This is a genomic window from Oxalobacteraceae bacterium OTU3CINTB1, from assembly GCA_024123955.1.
In the GTDB taxonomy this organism is placed as follows: domain Bacteria; phylum Pseudomonadota; class Gammaproteobacteria; order Burkholderiales; family Burkholderiaceae_D; genus Rugamonas.
Genome location: CP099652.1, coordinates 1,281,226 through 1,300,578, shown reverse-complemented (window position 1 = coordinate 1,300,578; position 19,353 = coordinate 1,281,226). Strand labels below are relative to the sequence as shown.

Genomic DNA, 19,353 nt, shown 5'->3' with positions numbered 1-19,353 from the left:
TGCCATGACCATGACAACCATGAACCGCTACAAAATCGCCGGCGCCGTGCTGCTGCCGCTCGCGCTGGCAGCGTGCCAGACCGCCCAGGTGGACTCGCCAGCGCCGGCCAAGCCGGCCAAGCCGGCCGCCGCCCCGTGGATATCGGACCTCGGCAACGGCCAGTACAAGAACCCCGTCCTGCACGCCGACTATTCCGACCCGGACGCGATCCGCGTCGGCGACACTTACTATATGACGTCGTCGAGCTTTAATAGTTCCCCCGGCCTGCCCCTGCTGACGTCCAAGGACATGGTCAACTGGGAGCTGGTCGGCCACGCCTTGCCGGCTCTGGTGCCGTCCGAACGCTTCGCCGTGCCGCGCCATGGCGAGGGCGTCTGGGCGCCGTGCCTGCGCTATCACGACGGCAAGTTCTGGATCTTCTACCCGGATCCGGACCACGGCATCTTCGTCATCACGGCGGACCGTTTCGACGGCCAGTGGAGCACGCCCAAGCTGATTCTGCCGGGCAAAGGCATCATCGATCCGACCCCGCTGTGGGACGACGATGGCAAGGCGTACCTGCTGCACGGCTGGGCCAAGAGCCGCGCCGGCTTCAACAACATCCTGACCTTGCGCAGCATGGCGCCGGACGCCAGCAAACTGCTCGACACCAAAGGCACCACCCTGATCGACGGCAACGCGATCAAGGGCTACAAGACCTTGGAAGGGCCGAAGTTCTACAAAGCCAACGGCTACTACTACGTGTTCGCGCCGGCCGGCGGCGTCGAGGAAGGCTGGCAGTCGGTGTTCCGCTCGCGCAGCCTGAACGGGCCGTACGAAGTGCGCACCGTGCTCGAACAAGGCAAGACCGAGGTCAACGGCCCGCACCAGGGCGCCTGGGTACGCGCGCAGGACGGCAAGGATTGGTTCCTGCACTTCCAGGACAAGAATGCCTACGGCCGCGTGGTCCACCTGCAACCGCTGCGCTGGGTCGACGACTGGCCCATCATGGGCGAAACCGGTCCCAACGCGGGCGCCGGGCAGCCAGTGCTCACCCACGCCAAACCGGTGGCGGGCGCGGCGATCAAGACGCCGCCCACCTCGGACGAATTCGGCGGCCCGCGGCTCGGCCTGCAATGGCAGTGGAACGCCAACAGCAATGCGAAATGGTATTCGCTGAGCGAGCGTCCCGGCCAGCTGCGCCTGTTCACGCAGGCGGCGCCGGATGCGGCCGACTACGTGCGCGCGGCGCCATCCATGCTGGCGCAGAAGCTGCCGGCGCCGGAGTTCGTCGTCAACACCCGCGTCCAGCTCAATGACGCCAACAACGGCGACCGCGCGGGACTGATCGTCAACGCCATGCAATACGCCTGGCTGGGCCTGCGCAAGACAGCCGACGCGACCCAGCTGGTCTACACCACGTGCGGCCCGGCCGTGGTGCGCTGCAAGGAAACCACGGCCGTGGTGCTGCCGTCGGCGCCGTCGGCGCTGTACCTGCGCATGACGATGGCGCCCGGCGCGATGGCGAGCTTCGCCTACAGCACCGACAACGTGACCTTCCAGACCGTGGGCCAGCCGCTCAAGATCAGCAAGGGCCGCTGGGTGGGCGCGCAGATGGGCGTGTTCAGCATCGGCGAAGGGGCGTCAGGCAGCACAGGCGCCAAGGCGTCCAGCCTGGATGTCGATTACTTCCGCGTCAGCGCGCAATGATGGAGAATAAAATGACTAAAGCAGTAAACCCACAACGCCGCAACGTCCTGCGCGCGGCCTCGGCCGGCGCCATGCTCGGCGGCGCCGCGCCGCTCGCGTTCGGTCAGACCGCGCCAGCCGCCGCCGACCCTTGGGCCACGGCGCAGCGCATCATCGACCGCTTCGCCAAGCCGCTGGTATTTCGCAAGGAAGACTTCCCGATCACGAAGTTCGGCGCCAAGCCGTGCAAACTGGCCGAGATCACCACCACCGGCGGCGACGAGCCGCTGAAGCGCATGTCGCCGGTCGCCAAGTCGCCTGACTGCTATCCGGCCATCGCCGCCGCCATCGCCGCCTGCAACAAGGCCGGCGGCGGCCGCGTGCTGATTCCGGCCGGCGCCTGGTACTGCGCCGGCCCGATCGTGCTGCTGTCCAACGTCAACGTCCATCTTGCCGCCGGCGCCGAGGTCTACTTCAGCGCCAACCCGAACGACTACGCCAAATACGGCGATATCGATTGCGGCAAGAACGGCAAGCTGGTGATCTCGCGCTGGCAGGGCAACGACGTGCTGAACTTTTCGCCGATGATCTACGCCTACAACCAGCGCAACATCGCGCTGACCGGCGAGGACTGGACCAGCATCCTCAACGGCCAGGCCGGTGTGCCGTTTGAAACCGGCGGCGGCAGTTCCTGGTGGGACTGGAGCGGCAAGAACAAGCAGGCGCCCATGCACGGACGCAAGATCAACCCGGCCAATCCGGAATCGCTGGCGGCGGTGGCCCCAATGCTGTCGGACGCCGAGCGCGCGCTGATCCAGGGCACCCGTCCCGACTGGCGCACCGACTCGCGCTACCTGCCGGCGCTGTCCGAGGCCGGCGTGCCGGTGGCCAAGCGCATCTTCGGCCTCGGCCACTACCTGCGCCCGTGCATGGTCGAATTCGTCGGCTGCACGGACGTGCTGATGCAGGGCTACCAGTTGCTCGATTCGCCGTTCTGGCTGCACCACCCGGTCAACTGCCGCAACGTCCACTTCAGCAAGGTGCGGATGGAAAGCAAGGGCGCCAACAGCGACGGCTTCGATCCCGAGTCGTGCGACACCATCCTGGTCGAAGGCTGCCTGTTCAACACCGGCGACGATTGCATCGCCATCAAGTCCGGCAAGAACCGCGATATCGCCGAAGGACCGACGCGCAATATGGTGATCCAGGACACCATCATGAACAGCGGCCACGGCGGCGTCACCCTCGGAAGCGAGATGGCGGCCGGCATCGAGCACGTGTACGCGCAACGCATCGAGTTCCGCAACGTCCACTGGGACAGCGACCCGCTCGGCACCGCCATCCGCATGAAGACCAACATGAATCGCGGCGGCTTCCTGCGCCACTTCTACGTGCGCGACGTGACCGTGCCCAACGGCGTCAAGACCACGCCGGGCTTTTACAATCCGCTGCCCGGCTCGGTCATCAAGCCGAAGACGGTGTCGACCAGCGGCGGCGGCCTGATCACCATCGACTGCGACTACGCGCCGGCCGACGACGATGTGCGGATCCGGCCGCCGTCGGTGTCGCACGTGCACATCTCCAACGTCAAGGCCGGCAACATCAAGGTCGGCGGCGCCGAGGTCTCCTGCTACCAGGCCATGGTGATCCTGGGACCGGTGGCGACCAGCTTCAACGGCAAGCCCGGCACGCCGGTGTTGCCGCTGACCGACATCACCATCACCGACTGCGATTTCGGCACGCCGCGCAATGCCGAGCAGCCTTGGTTCACCCACAACGTCAAGGGATTGGTCTTGAAGAACGTGCGCATCGCCGGCAAGACCATCTCGACGGTACTGGACACCTGACGCGATGACCACGATGACCACGTCCACCACCCATGCCGCCCGCCGCAACTTCATGCAGACGCTGGCGGGCGGTACCCTGGCCCTGGCCGGCGGCCTGCCGGTACAGTTGATGGCGGCCCCGGCCGCTTCCTCCGACCCTTGGCGCCAGGCCCAGGCCATCATCGACCGCGTGTCGAAGCCACTCACCTTCCGCAAGGAGGATTTCGTCATCACCGCGTTTGGCGGCAAGGCGTGCGACGTGGTGCCGATCAACGCCTGGGTCGGCTCCAGCGAGCGCGCCGACATCCACACGCCGGCGCCCGGCGCGACCGATTGCTACCCCGCCATCAGCGCCGCCATCGCCGCCTGCCACAAGGCCGGCGGCGGCCGCGTCTTGATCCCGACCGGCAACTGGCTGTGCGCCGGGCCGATCGTGCTGCTGTCGAACGTCCACGTGCATCTGGCCAAGGGGGCGCACGTCTACTTCTCCGCCAATCCGCTCGACTATGCGCGCCATGGCGAGTTCGATTGCGGCGCCAACGGCAAGCTGTCGCTGACCCGCTGGGAGGGCAACGATTGCCTGAATTACTCATCGCTGGTGTACGCCCACGGCCAGCGCAACATCGCCCTCACCGGCGAGGACTGGACCTCCATCCTCGACGGCCAGGCCGGCGTGCCCTTCCCCGGCGATGCCGATTGCTGGTGGTCCTGGAAAGGCCGCGAGCGCAAGGGCGAGGTGCACGTGCCGTTCACCGTGGGCAAGGTGCAGGAGCGGCCGAACCCGCGCAACCGCCCGCTGGCCGAGATCGCGCCGCATTTGTCCGCCGAGGAGGCCGCGAAGATCCAGGGCGACGATCCGTGGTTCCTGTCGGACTCGCACTACCTGCGCGCGCTGAGCGAGGCGCGCGTGCCGGCCAGGCAGCGCATCTTCGGCATCGGCCACTTCCTGCGGCCGCACATGGTGCAGTTCATCAGCTGCACCGATGTGCTGCTGGCCGGCTACCAGACCACCAACACGCCGTTCTGGCAGCACAACCCGGTGGACTGCGCCAATGTGCACGTGAAAGGCATCTACGCCAACAGCATGGGCGCCAACAACGATGGTTTCGATCCGGAATCGTGCCGTTACGTGCTGATCGAAGGCTGCCAGTTCAACACCGGCGACGATTGCATCGCCATCGATTCCGGCAAGGGCACGGATACGCAGTTCGGTCCATGCGAGAACGTGGTGGTGCAGAATTGCCGGATGCACAGCGGCCATGGCGCGCTGACTTTGGGCAGCATCATGTCCGGCGGCATCCAGAACGTGTATGCGCAGAATCTGGTGTTCGAGAACGCCAACTGGAAGACCGATCCGCTCAACATCGCCATACGGCTGAAGACCAATATGGCGCGCGGCGGCTTTTTACGGAATTTCTATGTACGCAATGTGCAGATCCCCAACGGCATCCGCACCACGCCGGCGTTTTACAAGCCAACGCCGGGGTCCGGGATTCCGGAGAAGACGGTGGCCGCCGGCGCCGGCGGCGTGATCACCTTCGATTGCGACTACAGCCCGCTCGACGATACCATCCGCACGCGGCCGCCGCTGGTGACCAACGTGCATATCTTGGGTATTAAGGTGGGCAATGTGCAGACCAAAGAGGGCAAGTTCTCGTGCTACCAGCCGATTGTGGTGTTGGGGCCGGTGGCGGTGAACTACAACGGACCGGGCACGCCGCAGATCCTGCCGGTGAGCCATGTCACCATCAGCGACTGCGACTTCGGCACGCCCGTGGTGAAGCAGCCGGCGTACCTGTATAACGTCAAGGAGCTCGTGTTGAAGAACGTGACCATCGCCGGCAAGGTCCACAACCAGCGTTTGTCGTCATAACCGCCGTCAAACCGTCGCCAGCGCCAGTTGGGGCGCCGGCCGCCTGTGCGGCTGGTGGCCCGCCGGCGCGGCGCGTCCCTGCTCCAGCTTGAACACGCTGACGACCTGCGTCAGATGCGAGGCCTGGCCTTCCAGCGCCGCCGTGGCGGCGGCCGCTTGCTCCACCAGCGCGGCGTTCTGCTGCGTCACCGCGTCCATTTCGTTGACGGCCTGGTTGATCTGTTCGATGCCGACCTCCTGCTCGCGGCTGGCCGCCGTGATTTCGCTCATGATGTCGGTGACCCGCTGGATGCTGGCGACCACCTCGGTCATCGTGGTGCCGGCCTTGGCCACCAGCTGATTGCCGGCGTTGACCTGCTCGACCGAGTCGTTGATCAAGGTTTTGATTTCCCTCGCCGCGCTCGCCGAGCGCTGCGCCAGGTTGCGCACTTCCGACGCCACCACGGCGAAGCCCCGTCCCTGCTCGCCGGCGCGCGCCGCCTCCACCGCCGCGTTCAAGGCGAGGATGTTGGTCTGGAAGGCGATGCCGTCGATGACGCCGATGATGTCGGCGATCTTGCCGGCCGACGCGTGGATGTGACCCATCGTCGTCACCACTTCCGTCACCACCGCGCCGCCCTGGCGCGCCACGTCCACGGCGGACACGGCCAACTGGTTGGCTTGCCGCGCGTTGTCGCTGTTTTGCTTGACGGTGGAGGTCAGTTCCTCCATCGACGACGCGGTCTCCTCCAGCGCGCTGGCCTGCTGCTCGGTGCGCGACGACAGGTCCAGATTGCCGCTGGCCACTTCCGCCGTCGCGGTCGAGATCTCGTCGCTGCCGGCGCGCACCTGGCCGACGATCTTGTTCAGGCTGTGGGTCATTTCATTGAGCGCTCGCAACAGCGCCCCGATCTCGTCCTTGCTTTGCACGTCGACATAGCCGCTCAAATCGCCGGCGGCGACGGTCTGCGCCAGCGCCACGGCCCGGTTCACCGGCACCGTGATGGAACGCGTGATGAACCAGCCGATCAGCACCGCCATGATCGTCGCCGTCACCGACAGGATGAGCGTCAGTTGCACGGCCAACGCGCCGCCCGCCGCGATCTGCTCGCCGTCTTTCTTCATCAGCGATTCCTGGAAATCCTCCATCGCGTTGATGGCGTTGAAATACGGCGTTTGCGCCACCCGCAGTTCCTTGCTCACGTACTTGCCGGCCTGCTCGGACTGCCCCTCCCTGATCATCTTGATGATGGCGGTGCGCGCGACGGTGTAGGCGTCGCGCCGCTCGCTCAGCGTCTTGAACAATTCCCTGCCCTTGGGAAGCGTCAGCATGGCGTCCAGCTTGACGATATATTCTTCGTTCGCCTTCAGCGACGCATCCAGCTTCTCCAGCTGCGCCCGCACCTCCGCAGCGTCGGCCGCGCCGATGATGGCGTTGCGCAGCAAGCGCGATTGCACATTCACCTCGGTCTGAATCTGCCGGGCCAGCGTCAACTTGACGAAGCTGTCGCTCAAGATCCGGTCCGTCGCCTCGTTGATCAGGTTGATGCGGGTGATGGCGACCAGCGCCACGGCGGCCAACAGCAGCACCACCACGCCGAATCCCAGGCTCAGCCGCGTTCCGATTTTCAAGTTAGAGATGTTCATGATAGTTTCCATTGGGGTCTATTGGCATAGCAACATTTAGATGTTGGCCCCAATGGCCGTTGCGCATATTGCGACAAGGCAAGCCGGACGGTTGCGTGTTGTTTCAGCGCGTCAGCATGCTTGTTGATAGCGTAAACGCTGAACGGCGCGGCCATGCCGCGCCGTTCGGCGTCAGTGCGTCAATGAAGGGCTGCCGCTCTGCCGGGCGGCAGCCGTCCTCAGCCGGCCAGCGCCAGGCGCGGGACCGTGCGTCGCGATGGCGAGGAAGCCGAATGCGCCACCACCGGCGGTGCGTTTCGCGCGCCGGTGTCCAGCTTGAACACGCTGACCACCTGCGCCAGATGGGCCGCCTGCTGCTCCAATGCGCCCGTCGCGGCCGCAGCCTCCTCCACCAAGGCGGCGTTCTGCTGCGTCACCGTGTCCATTTCGGTGACCGCCTGGTTGATCTGCTCGATGCCGACTTCCTGTTCGCGGCTGGCGACGGTGATCTCGCCCATGATATCGGTCACGCGCTGGATGCTGGCAACCACCTCGGTCATCGTGGTGCCGGCCTTGGCGACCAGCCTGTTGCCCGCGTCGACCCGCTCGACCGAGTCGTTGATCAGGGTTTTGATTTCCTTGGCCGCGCCCGCCGAGCGCTGCGCCAGGTTGCGCACTTCCGACGCCACCACAGCGAAGCCCCGGCCCTGCTCGCCCGCCCGCGCCGCCTCCACCGCCGCGTTCAGCGCCAGGATGTTGGTCTGGAAGGCGATGCCGTCGATGACGCCGATGATGTCCGAAATCTTCGCGGCCGACTCGTTGATCTGCCCCATCGTCGTGACCACTTCGCCCACCACCGCGCCGCCCTGGCGCGCCACCTCGACGGCGGACACGGCCAACTGGTTCGCCTGCCGCGCGTTGTCGCTGTTCTGCTTGACGGTGGAGGTCAGTTCCTCCATCGACGAGGCGGTTTCTTCCAGCGCGCTGGCTTGCTGTTCGGTGCGCGACGACAGGTCCATATTGCCGGTGGCGACTTCCCCGGTCGCGGTCGCGATCTCGTCGGTGCTGACGCGCACCTGGCCGACGATGTCGTTCAGGCTCTGGTTCATGTCCTTGAGCGCCTGCATCAACGAGCCGATCTCGTCCTTGCTTTGCACCTCGATGCGGCTGCTCAAGTCGCCGGCGGCGACGGTTTGCGCCAGCGCCACAGCCTGGTTCACAGGTCCCGTGATCGAGCGCGTGATGAACCAGCCGATCAGCACGGCGGCAATGGCGGCGAACGCCGACAGCGCCACCGTCATCTGGACGGCGAACGCGCCATCGGCCACCGCTTGCTGGCCCGACTGGTTCATCAACGATTCCTGGAAATCCGTCAGCGCGATAATCGATTCGAAGAAGGCATTTTGCGGTCCGCGCAATTCCTTGAGCAGGTATTTCCCTGCCAGGTCCGGCTGTCCGTCCAGCAACAGCTTGACAGTCGCGTCGCGCGCGGTCGCATAGGTGTTGCGGCGCTCGCTCACGGTGTCGAATAGCGCCCGGCCCTTTTCGGTATTCAGCATGGTCTTCAGTTTGGCCAGGAGCCCAATATTCTTTTTCACTGACGCGTTCAGTTTGCCCAGCGACGTCGAAACTTCGGCCGGATCGGCCGCGCCGATGATGGCGTTGCGCAGATAACGCGCCTGCAAGTTCACCTCGGTCTGGATATCCTGGGCCAGCGACACTTTGGCGTACCGGTCGTTCAGGATGTCGTCCGTCGCATCGTTGATCAGGTTGATGCGGCTGATGGCGATGAAGGCCACGGCAAGCAGCAAGACGACGACCACGCCAAATCCAAGGCCGAGCCGGGTTCCGATTTTTAAGTTAGAGATTTTCATAATTGTTTCCGTTTTCGGGCTGCATGCGCAGCGATGTAGGTAACAAACGACGATCGATGCTGACGATGGCATCAGGTCGCTTGCGCGAAAAGCGGCAGGAATCAGGGACGCGGTGAAGGACTGCATTGTCCCGGGGGCATGGGGACGGGAGGAATAGTTCGACCAGGACATTGCTGGCCCGGTAACCACAAGTTGATGACTCATCTTATCAAATGTCAAAAGAATTGCCACAAGAAAATAAAAATAGTGAACTTTTCCGACGACATCCTTCCGCTGCTGAGGCTGCCAGTCCACACTACCGCAGCCGGCACGCCGGAAGATGGCCGTTCGTGATGCTTACTGCTATATTTCCTGATCGATATTTCACACGCCGGAACCCGCATGACACGCCTGCCCTCGCACCTCCTGACCACGCTCGCCGCCTGCGCCGTGCTAGCCGGCTGCGCCACCACCCAGATGCCGTTGACCGACTTCACCGCCGGTTCCGGCGGCCCGCGCGCGCCGGAGCAACTGGCCGTCACGTTCGACAAAGCCGACCTGGCGCTGCGCGTCGATCCCGCCACGCAAAACATCCGTGGCGACGCCGCGCTAACCTTCACCGCCAACGCGCTGGCAACGACGCCGCTGACCCGCATTGCCGTCGAGCTGGACCGCAACCTGCCGGTCGACGGCGCCAGCGTCGACGGCGTGGAACTGGCGCGCTCGGCGATCAGCAATCCGGAGGGCCGTCTGTACCTCACCTTGCCGACGCCGCTGCCGGCGGGCGCCAGCACCACCGTGCGCATCCGCTACCACGGCGTGCCGCACGTGGCCAGGCGCGCCCCGTGGGATGGCGCCTTCACCTGGAGCAAAACAACGGACGGCCAGCCGTGGATCGCCACCACCGTCGAGGGCGAAGGCTGCGACCTGTTCTGGCCCTGCATAGACCATCCGATGGGCAAGGCCAAACTGATCGACCTGCACATCAGCGTGCCGGCGCCGCTGGTGGTGGCCGGCAACGGCGTGGCCGTCGGCATGGACGAAAGGGACGGCTGGCGCACCTACCATTGGCGCGCCAAGAACCCCAGCACCTACGGCATCGCGCTCAACATCGGCCCCTACGAGATGCTGTCGGGCGACTACGCCAGCCGCTACGGCAACACCATTCCGCTGCGCATGTGGTATCTGAAAGGGCACGAGCGGCAGGCCAGGGGCCTGTTCGCCGAGTTCGCGCCCATGCTCGATTTCTTCGAGCGCCGCATCGGCCCCTACCCGTTCGGCGACGAGAAAATGGGCGTCGTCGAAACCCCGCACCTTGGCATGGAGCACCAGACCATCAACGCCTACGGCAACGGCTACCTGAAGTCGCCTTACGGCTACGACTGGCTGTTGCACCACGAACTATCGCACGAGTGGTTCGGCAACCAGATGACCAACGCCGACTGGGACGACATGTGGCTGCACGAGGGTTTCGGCAGCTACATGCAGCCGCTGTACCTGCAATGGCTGCGCGGCGACATGGAATTCCAGGCCGAGCTGTTCAACCAGCGCAAGTCGCTGCGCAACAAGGTGCCGGTGGTCGGCGGCAAGCCGCAGCGCATCGAAGATGTCTACGACGACAAGCGCGGCGGTCCGGGCAACGACATCTACACCAAGGGCTCGCTGATCCTGCACACGCTGCGCAACCTGATCGGCGACGACGCCTTCTTCCGCGCCACGCGCCGCATGGTCTACGGCACAGAGACGCCGACGCCCGGCAACTTCCAGCCGCGCTGGAGCAGCACCAGGGAATTCATCGCCATCGCCAGCGAGGTGGGCGGCAGCGACCTGGGCTGGTTCTTCGACGCCTACCTGTACCACGCGGCGCTGCCCGAACTGGTCGAAACGCGCAGCGGCGACCAGCTACGGCTGGCGTGGAAGCTGAAGGATGGCGGCCCGTTCCCGATGCCATTGGAAGTACGCATCGTCGACGACCGGGGCGAGCGCATCGTCCGGCTGCCGATGAGCGGCGGCGGTGGCGAACTGACTTTGGCGGCCGGCGCGCACTATACTGTCGATCCGGCGTCCCGCGTGCTGCGTCAGGAAGCGCATATCGACGAATGGAAGCGCGACGAAGACGAACGTAAAAAGCAGAAAGAGAAGGCCTCATGAAAAAGATCCCGCTGGCGCTGCTGATGGCGGCCGCCTTGTCCGCCTGCAGTCCGCAATACGACTGGCGCGATTACCGCAGCAATGACGCCCCGTACGCCGTGATGTTCCCCGGCAAGCCCGCCAGCCAGACCCGCGCCATCAAGCTGGACGACCTGGACGTGAACATGACGATGACGGCGACCGAGGTGGACGGCGTGGTGTTCGCGGTCGGCAGCGCGCAACTGGCGGACGCGGCGCGCACGCCGGCAGCTCTCGAGGCCATGAAGACGGCGCTGGTCAAGAACATCGGCGCCACGGTGACCAAAAGCGCGGCGTCGGCCGCGGCCGGCCGGACCATGCTCGATGTCGAGGCGAAAGGCAGCCAAAATGGGGAGCCCATGCTGCTGATCGGGCGTTTTATCGCCAAGGACGCGCGCATTTACCAGGTCATTGTCATGGGGCGGGAGAAAAATATCGTGCGCGACACCGTGGAAACCTGGTTCAGCTCCTTCAAATTGAACTGAAAACAGGCGCCTGGCTTAGAAGATGCTTAATTGACGTGCGCTAACGTCCATACAGATGGGCTCGTCTCTTGTAAAGTTTCCCTGACGACCTAATGTGAACAGCAACGGCACGCCGCTGCTTTGTCATTCGGCGCACCGTCGGACCTCTCGATCAATAATACTAAGAAAGCGCATCATGTTAATTGCCTTCAAATCCAAATCCAGCCCTGAAGTCCTGATGTATCAGGAACACGCGCAACGCATCCTCGACCTGCTGCATAAAAATCCCACGCGCGGCGTGATCACCGCCGCCGAGGCGGAGCAGGCGCTGTCGGTGCTCGAGCATGAAGTGGCCGAAAGCAAACTCCACCCTGAAAACGATGTCGAGCACGACATCCACGCGCACGAGAAGGAAGAGAACGAGACGGTGGAGCATGCCGTCATGCAGCGCGTGGGCTTCCACGCCCGCGCCTATCCGCTGCTGGAGATGCTGCGCTCGGCCAAGCAGGAAAACGAAAGCATTATCTGGGGCGTGTAACGCGATAAAAATGGGAACGCGGTTCTTCAATCCCCCGCCAGGCTGGCCTTGAGCGGCAGATCCATCGTGAACCGCGTCCCCACCCCGACCACGCTGTCGACCCGGATGCTGCCATCGAGCAGCGACGTCACGATGTTGTACGTGATGCTCAATCCCAGCCCGTTGCCGCCCTGCCCCAGCTTGGTCGTGAAAAATGGGTCGAAGATGCGCGCTTGATGCTCGATGGCGATCCCCGCGCCGTCATCCTGGAACACGATCCGCACCCGGTCCGGTCCCAGCCGCACCGCCCACAGCCGGATCACGCCACCGCTGCGCCCGTCGAACGCGTGCAGCAAGGCGTTGTTGATCAGGTTGATGATCACCTGGCCGTAGGGGCCCGGGAAGCTGTCCATCTCGATATCGTCCGGCATCTCCAGATCGACCTGGTGGCCCGCCTTGCGAATCTGGTTCTTCATCGTCGTGACGATTTCCTGGCTGGCCTGGTGCAGGTCGAAATGGCGCCGCTTGGCGCTGGCCTGGTCGACCGCCACCTGCTTGAAACTGTTGACCAGCTCGGCCGCGTTGCGCAGGCTGCGCATCAGCAAGGTCGACGCCTCGCGCGCGGCGTCGATGAATTGCGCCAGGTCCGAGCGCCGCAGCACGTTGTTGTTCTGGCGCAGCTCGATCTCGGTGGTCTTGTCCTCGAGCGTGCTGGCGATCACCAGGCTGTTGCCGATCGGCGTGTTGAGCTCGTGCGCGACGCCAGCCACCAGCGAGCCCAGCGCGGCAAGCTTCTCGCGCTCGACCAACTGCTGCTGCGTGTCTTGCAACTGCCGGTAGGAATCGGCGTTGGCGAACGCCACCGCCACATATGACGCCAAGGTGGTCAGCATGTCGGCGTCGATGCGGTGATAGGCATGCGCGCGGTAGCTGTGGACGGTGATAATGCCGCGCACCTGGCCGTTGACGGAAATCGGCACATAGATCAGCGAGCGCGGCTCGGTCGGCAACGAGCCGTCTTCGAGCGTGCCCATGTCATCGGCGCCGGACACCAGCGCCACGCTGTCGATGTAGCGCCCGTATTCCTTTTCCAGGTCGTTGATGAACACCTCTTCGGCATGGTTGATGCACCACACCGCCAGCTGGTTCGGCTCGCGCATGCTGCGCGTGTACGGCGTGTAGCGCTTGCCCTTCTCCATCGCGAACGGATACTCGATCAACTCCTGCTCGGGCCGGTAAATGCCGATGCCGAACACGCTCGCGTCCATCAGCGCGTGGACCTGCTGGTACAGCATCGTCATGATGGCCTCGCTGTCGAGGTTGGCCGTGATGCGGCGGCCGATGTCGGACAGCAGCGAGATATTGCGGTGCGCCAGCTCCACGCTATCCTTTTGCAGCTCGGCCTCCTGCTTCTGGCGTTCGACCGATTCCTTCTGCAGCACCAGCTCGCGCGTGCGGCTGCCGACCTCCTCTTCGAGCGCCTGCTTTTGCCGCATCAACATGCGGATGCGGATGCGGAACAGCAAATACGCCGCGCCCAGCGCCAGGCCGATCATCACCAGGCGGAACCACCACATCTTCCACACCGGCGGCGTGACGATCAACTCCAGCACCGCCGGTTCCGGACTCCAGACGCCGTCCTTGTTGGCGGCCCGAACGCGAAACACATAGCGGCCCGGGTCCAGGTTGGTATAGGTGGCGAAGCGCTTGCCGGCGTCCGTCGTCACCCACTGCGGATCGAAACCTTCGAGCTGGTAGGCGTAGCGGTTGCGCTGCGGATCGGCGAAATGCAAGGCCGCGAATTCGATCGAGAACATGACGTCGCGATGGCTCAAGGTCAGCGTCTTGGCGTCGCGCAGCGGGCCCTTCGGCAGCACGTCGGGACGCCGCACGTCGCTCAGGATCGACTCGTTGAAGATGAAGAAATCGGTGATGGCGATCTGCGGCGGACGCCTGTTGTCATGGATAGCCGACGGCTTGAACGCCGTCATGCCCGCCAGGCCGCCGAAGTACAGCGTGCCGTCCGGCGCCTTGTGGGCCGCGCCGATGAAGTACGAGCCGTCAATCAAGCCGTCCTTGGCCGTGTAGTGCTTGAAGAATCCGCTCTCGGGATTGAACATCGCGATGCCGGCGGTGCTGCTGATCCACAGCTTGCCGTTGTCGTCTTCCAGAATGGCGCCGATCGGATCGACGGCGCCGCCGTTCTGTCCGGGATAGTAGCGGAAGCGCAGGTCGCCGTCCGGCTGCGGCAAGGCCTTGCACAAACCTGCGGCCGTGCCGACCCACAGCACGCCTTTTTTGTCCTCGAAGATGAACGGCACCCTTTTGTGGCTCAGGCTGTCCGGCCGGTTCGGATCGTGGCGGTAGTGGCGGAACTTGCCGGTGGCGCGGTCGAAACGGTTCAACCCGTTTTCGGTGCCGATCCACAGGATGCCTTGGCGGTCCTCCAGCAGCGCGTAGACGCGGCCGTCGACGCTGTCCGGATTGTTCAGATCGGCGCGATAGGTGGTGACGGCGCCGGTGTCGGGATCGATGCGGTGCAGCCCGCCGCGCGTGCCGGCCCAGATGACGCCGGCCCGGTCGACCAGCAACCGCTGGATCGACAGCGAATTCGGATCGGCACCCAACGGCACTCGCGTGTAGCGGCCGGTGGCCGGATCGCGCCGGGCCAGCCCGGTGGAAGTGCCGACCCACAACTGGCCCTTGAGATCGGTGGCCAGCGCGATCACCATGTCGCCGGGCAGGCTGCCGGGATCGCGCTCGTCGCGGTGCCAGGACTCGACCGTGCGCTTGGTCACGTCCAGCCGGGTCAAGCCTTCGCCCGAGCCGAGCCAGAGCTGGTTGTCGCCGGCGCCGTCGATCGCCCGCACCTTGCTGTTGGTCACGCCGGGCAGCACGCCGGACGATCCGGTGTAGCGCTCGAAGCCGCCGCTGTCGAGATCGACCCAGTCCAGGCCGGCGTACCAGTTGCCCACCCACAGCGTGCCGGTGCGGTCCTGATACAGGGCGGTGATCTGGTTGTCGCCGATGCCGTGGCGGTTCAGGCTATCCCAACGGTAGCTGTGGAACTCGCCGCTGGCGGGATCGCGCCGTTTCAGGCCGTCCTCCTGGGTACCGACCCACAAAGTGCCGTCGCTGTCATGCATCAGGACGTTGACGCGCTGGGTGCCGAAGGACTGGGACAACGCCTGCGGCAGGCGGGTCGGCTTGGCGCCATCGACCCGCCATGCCTGCAGGCCGGACATGGCGCCGACCCACACCACCCCGTCCGGCGCGACCGACAGCGACGTGATGTTGTTGGACCGGGTGGTGCCGTCCAGAGGCGTCAGATGAAGGAATTTTGCGGCGCCCGGCGGCAGCATTTCCAGCCCGCTGGCGGTGCCTATCCACAGATTGCCGGACTTGTCGCGCGCCACCGCGTTGACCCGGTCGTCGGAGATGCTGTCGGGGTCGGCCGGCGCGTGCCGCCAGGTGCGCACCTGGCCGCTCGTGATATCGAGATGCTGCAGGCCCTCGCTGGTGGTCAGCCACAGCCCATCCTTGCCGTCACCGATGATGTGGGTGACGGCAACGTTGCCAGCCTTGATGGCTTGGTGGACGAAGCCACCGGTCGACGGATCGTAACGGTCCAGCCCGCCTTTACTGCCGACCCACAGCCGGCCGCCCGCGTCCTCGTACAGCGCCTGGACATAGTTGTCGAGGAGACTGTGCGGGTTGGCGGGGTCGTTCTTGAAAACGGTGACGCGGTAGCCGTCGAAGCGGTTGAGGCCGGCCTGCGTGCCGATCCAGATGAAGCCTTGGCGGTCCTGCATCACACGTGTGACGGACTCCTGCGTTAAGCCTTGCTCGACACCTAAATGTTCAAAGCGCAGGCTGAGCGGAGCGGCATGGACGAGCGAACAGAGCGCCACCAGAAGCATGCCGCAAAACCGTGCCGTACGCATCGCGAAAGCTGACATAGGGTTGCACTCCAATATTAACGGTATTGTAATGCAGAAACCTATGACGAAAGGGGACACCAGCGGAGCTCTCGCAGGGAAACAACGTCGGGAAGATGCGGATTGAATACCAGGGACTTGGACGAAAAAAAGCCCCAACCAGATCACTGGAAGGGGCTTTTTAATATAACTAGCCTGACGATAACCTACTTTCACACTGGTTGCAGCACTATCATCGGCGCAGAGTTGTTTCACGGTCCTGTTCGGGATGGGAAGGGGTGGGACCAACTTGCTATGGTCATCAGGCATTGACTTGTACTGGGCTGCGCGCATTGCGTCGCCCTGAATCTGGAAGTAGTAAGTAATCAGTATCTCAATACTGGGTAATGAAGTTGTGTATCAACGAACGCCTCAACGCACTTCTTATTCACCATAACCTGCTAAGGTTATAGGGACAAGCCGTACGGGCAATTAGTATCAGTTAGCTTAATGCATTACTGCACTTCCACACCTGACCTATCAACGTCCTGGTCTCGAACGACCCTTCAAAGAGCTCAAGGCTCTGGGAAATCTCATCTTAAGGCAAGTTTCCCGCTTAGATGCTTTCAGCGGTTATCTCTTCCAGACTTAGCTACCCGGCAATGCCACTGGCGTGACAACCGGTACACCAGAGGTCTGTCCACTCCGGTCCTCTCGTACTAGGAGCAGCCCCCTTCAAATTTCCAACGCCCACGGCAGATAGGGACCAAACTGTCTCACGACGTTTTAAACCCAGCTCACGTACCACTTTAAATGGCGAACAGCCATACCCTTGGGACCGGCTACAGCCCCAGGATGTGATGAGCCGACATCGAGGTGCCAAACTCCCCCGTCGATATGAACTCTTGGGAGGAATCAGCCTGTTATCCCCAGAGTACCTTTTATCCGTTGAGCGATGGCCCTTCCATACAGAACCACCGGATCACTATGTCCTACTTTCGTACCTGCTCGACTTGTCAGTCTCGCAGTTAAGCACGCTTATGCCATTGCACTATTAGCACGATGTCCGACCGTACCTAGCGTACCTTCGAACTCCTCCGTTACACTTTAGGAGGAGACCGCCCCAGTCAAACTGCCTACCATGCACTGTCCCCGACCCGGATAACGGGCCAAGGTTAGAACCTCAAATGAACCAGGGTGGTATTTCAAGGTTGGCTCCACGAGAACTGGCGTCCCCGCTTCAAAGCCTCCCACCTATCCTACACAGATTGATTCAAAGTCCAATGCAAAGCTACAGTAAAGGTTCATGGGGTCTTTCCGTCTAGCCGCGGGTAGATTGCATCATCACAAACACTTCAACTTCGCTGAGTCTCGGGAGGAGACAGTGTGGCCATCGTTACGCCATTCGTGCAGGTCGGAACTTACCCGACAAGGAATTTCGCTACCTTAGGACCGTTATAGTTACGGCCGCCGTTTACTGGGACTTCAATCAAGAGCTTGCACCCCATCATTTAATCTTCCAGCACCGGGCAGGCGTCACACCCTATACGTCCACTTTCGTGTTTGCAGAGTGCTGTGTTTTTATTAAACAGTCGCAGCCACCAGTTTATTGCAACCCGTTCACCCTACTGAAGTAAATCAGCCAAGCTACAAGGGCGTACCTTTTCCCGAAGTTACGGTACCAATTTGCCGAGTTCCTTCTCCCGAGTTCTCTCAAGCGCCTTAGAATACTCATCTCGCCCACCTGTGTCGGTTTGCGGTACGGTCTCGTATGACTGAAGCTTAGAGGCTTTTCTTGGAACCACTTCCGATTGCTTCGAGACCGAAGTCTCTCGTCCCGCTCCCTTGAATTACGCGCCCGGATTTGCCTAAGCGCCTTCTATGAAGCAGCAACCAACTATTCCAACAGTTGGACAACCTTCCGCGATCCGTCCCCCCATCGCATCATACGACGGTGCAGGAATATTAACCTGCTTCCCATCAGCTACGCATCTCTGCCTCGCCTTAGGGGCCGACTCACCCTGCTCCGATGAACGTTGAACAGGAAACCTTGGGCTTACGGCGTGGGGGCTTTTCACCCCCATTATCGCTACTCATGTCAGCATTCGCACTTCTGATACCTCCAGCATCCTTTACAAGACACCTTCGCAGGCTTACAGAACGCTCTCCTACCATATGCTTACGCATATCCGCAGCTTCGGTGACTGGCTTAGCCCCGTTACATCTTCCGCGCAGGACGACTCGATCAGTGAGCTATTACGCTTTCTTTAAATGATGGCTGCTTCTAAGCCAACATCCTGACTGTTTTAGCCTTCCCACTTCGTTTTCCACTTAGCCAATCTTTGGGACCTTAGCTGGCGGTCTGGGTTGTTTCCCTCTTGACGCCGGACGTTAGCACCCGACGTCTGTCTCCCAAGCTCGCACTCATCGGTATTCGGAGTTTGCAATGGTTTGGTAAGTCGCGATGACCCCCTAGCCATAACAGTGCTCTACCCCCGATGGTGATACTTGAGGCACTACCTAAATAGTTTTCGGAGAGAACCAGCTATTTCCAAGTTTGTTTAGCCTTTCACCCCTACCCACAGCTCATCCCCTAATTTTTCAACATTAGTGGGTTCGGACCTCCAGTGCGTGTTACCGCACCTTCATCCTGGCCATGAGTAGATCACTTGGTTTCGGGTCTACACCCAGCGACTATCGCCCTGTTCGGACTCGATTTCTCTACGGCTTCCCTATATGGTTAACCTTGCCACTGAATGTAAGTCGCTGACCCATTATACAAAAGGTACGCAGTCACGGAACAAGTCCGCTCCTACTGTTTGTATGCACACGGTTTCAGGATCTATTTCACTCCCCTCCCGGGGTTCTTTTCGCCTTTCCCTCACGGTACTGGTTCACTATCGGTCGATTACGAGTATTTAGCCTTGGAGGATGGTCCCCCCATATTCAGACAGGATTTCTCGTGTCCCGCCCTACTTGTCGCACGCTTAGTTCCACACATCGCATTTCACATACGGGGCTATCACCCGCTATGGCTCCTATTTCCAGAGGATTCTGTTATGCGTCATGCTAAAACGTGCAGGCTCTTCCCATTTCGCTCGCCACTACTTTGGGAATCTCGGTTGATTTATTTTCCTGCAGCTACTTAGATGTTTCAGTTCGCCGCGTTCGCTTTGCATACCTATGTATTCAGTATGCAATGACCTAAAAGGCCGGGTTTCCCCATTCGGAAATCTGCGGATCAAAGCTTGTTTGCTAGCTCCCCGCAGCTTATCGCAAGCTACTACGTCCTTCATCGCCTGTAATCGCCAAGGCATCCACCATGTGCACTTATTCACTTGTCCCTATAACGTTAGCCCCTTGCGACTAAACAAAGGAGCGGTTATAGAAATAAGAAGTACTACGTTGTTGCGTTTGTTGATACATACAATCATTACCCATCGCGCCACCTGTCGGTGAT

7 protein-coding genes, 2 rRNA genes and 4 pseudogenes are annotated in these 19,353 nt (G+C 62.3%); 6 read left to right on the top strand and 7 right to left on the bottom strand.

What is annotated here, in order from left to right:
* Nucleotides 1-4 precede the first annotated feature (4 nt).
* Genes NHH73_05575 through NHH73_05565 form a run of 3 tightly spaced genes read left to right on the top strand, consistent with a single transcriptional unit; the run spans nucleotide 5 to nucleotide 5,368 of the window.
* Complete coding sequence (locus NHH73_05575; protein ID USX27759.1) at nucleotides 5-1,690, top strand: glycoside hydrolase 43 family protein; 1,686 nt, start codon at nucleotides 5-7, stop codon at nucleotides 1,688-1,690.
* 11 nt (nucleotides 1,691-1,701) lie between these two features.
* Nucleotides 1,702-3,516, top strand: coding sequence for a glycoside hydrolase family 28 protein (locus NHH73_05570; GenBank protein USX27758.1), 1,815 nt, complete (start codon nucleotides 1,702-1,704; stop codon nucleotides 3,514-3,516).
* Between the two features lie 4 nt (nucleotides 3,517-3,520).
* Nucleotides 3,521-5,368 (top strand): glycoside hydrolase family 28 protein, encoded by a 1,848-nt coding sequence (locus NHH73_05565; protein USX27757.1) that lies wholly within the window; start codon nucleotides 3,521-3,523, stop codon nucleotides 5,366-5,368.
* A gap of 6 nt (nucleotides 5,369-5,374) precedes the next feature.
* On the opposite strand, the pseudogene NHH73_05560 reads toward NHH73_05565, so the two are convergent.
* From NHH73_05560 to NHH73_05545, 4 pseudogenes are all read right to left on the bottom strand, one after another.
* A pseudogene (locus NHH73_05560) lies at nucleotides 5,375-6,415 on the bottom strand (methyl-accepting chemotaxis protein).
* A 96-nt stretch (nucleotides 6,416-6,511) separates the two neighbouring features.
* Nucleotides 6,512-6,994, bottom strand: a pseudogene (locus NHH73_05555) (MCP four helix bundle domain-containing protein).
* Between the two features lie 305 nt (nucleotides 6,995-7,299).
* Nucleotides 7,300-8,178, bottom strand: a pseudogene (locus NHH73_05550) (methyl-accepting chemotaxis protein).
* Nucleotides 8,179-8,361: 183 nt separating this feature from the next.
* Nucleotides 8,362-8,847, bottom strand: a pseudogene (locus tag NHH73_05545) (MCP four helix bundle domain-containing protein).
* A 381-nt stretch (nucleotides 8,848-9,228) separates the two neighbouring features.
* On the opposite strand from NHH73_05545, the gene NHH73_05540 reads away from it, so the two are divergent.
* From NHH73_05540 to NHH73_05530, 3 genes are all read left to right on the top strand, one after another.
* Nucleotides 9,229-10,977, top strand: coding sequence for a M1 family metallopeptidase (locus NHH73_05540; protein ID USX27756.1), 1,749 nt, complete (start codon nucleotides 9,229-9,231; stop codon nucleotides 10,975-10,977).
* Entirely contained in the window at nucleotides 10,974-11,480 is a 507-nt protein-coding gene (locus NHH73_05535) for a hypothetical protein (protein USX27755.1), read from the top strand. Before NHH73_05540 ends, NHH73_05535 begins: the two co-directional genes overlap by 4 nt.
* Before the next feature lie 175 nt (nucleotides 11,481-11,655).
* A complete protein-coding gene (locus NHH73_05530; protein ID USX27754.1) occupies nucleotides 11,656-11,997 on the top strand; it encodes a DUF1840 domain-containing protein in 342 nt (113 codons plus the stop codon).
* 26 nt (nucleotides 11,998-12,023) lie between these two features.
* Here the strand turns inward: NHH73_05530 and NHH73_05525 are convergent, their stop codons facing one another.
* The 3 genes from NHH73_05525 to NHH73_05515 all read right to left on the bottom strand — a co-directional run bounded on the left by NHH73_05525 (nucleotide 12,024) and on the right by NHH73_05515 (nucleotide 19,237).
* Entirely contained in the window at nucleotides 12,024-15,788 is a 3,765-nt protein-coding gene (locus NHH73_05525) for an ATP-binding protein (protein USX27753.1), read from the bottom strand.
* Between the two features lie 319 nt (nucleotides 15,789-16,107).
* Nucleotides 16,108-16,220 (bottom strand): 5S ribosomal RNA (rrf, locus tag NHH73_05520).
* A 144-nt stretch (nucleotides 16,221-16,364) separates the two neighbouring features.
* A 23S ribosomal RNA gene (locus NHH73_05515) occupies nucleotides 16,365-19,237 on the bottom strand.
* Nucleotides 19,238-19,353 lie beyond the last annotated feature (116 nt).

Bases quoted from the DNA above. Each gene is read 5' to 3' on its own strand.
- NHH73_05575 (USX27759.1), top strand. From the start codon at position 5: ATGACCATGACAACCATGAACCGCTACAAAATCGCCGGCGCCGTGCTG.
- NHH73_05570 (USX27758.1), top strand. From the start codon at position 1,702: ATGACTAAAGCAGTAAACCCACAACGCCGCAACGTCCTGCGCGCGGCC.
- NHH73_05565 (USX27757.1), top strand. From the start codon at position 3,521: ATGACCACGATGACCACGTCCACCACCCATGCCGCCCGCCGCAACTTC.
- NHH73_05540 (USX27756.1), top strand. From the start codon at position 9,229: ATGACACGCCTGCCCTCGCACCTCCTGACCACGCTCGCCGCCTGCGCC.
- NHH73_05535 (USX27755.1), top strand. From the start codon at position 10,974: ATGAAAAAGATCCCGCTGGCGCTGCTGATGGCGGCCGCCTTGTCCGCC.
- NHH73_05530 (USX27754.1), top strand. From the start codon at position 11,656: ATGTTAATTGCCTTCAAATCCAAATCCAGCCCTGAAGTCCTGATGTAT.
- NHH73_05525 (USX27753.1), bottom strand. From the start codon at position 15,788: ATGCAGGACCGCCAAGGCTTCATCTGGATCGGCACGCAGGCCGGCCTC.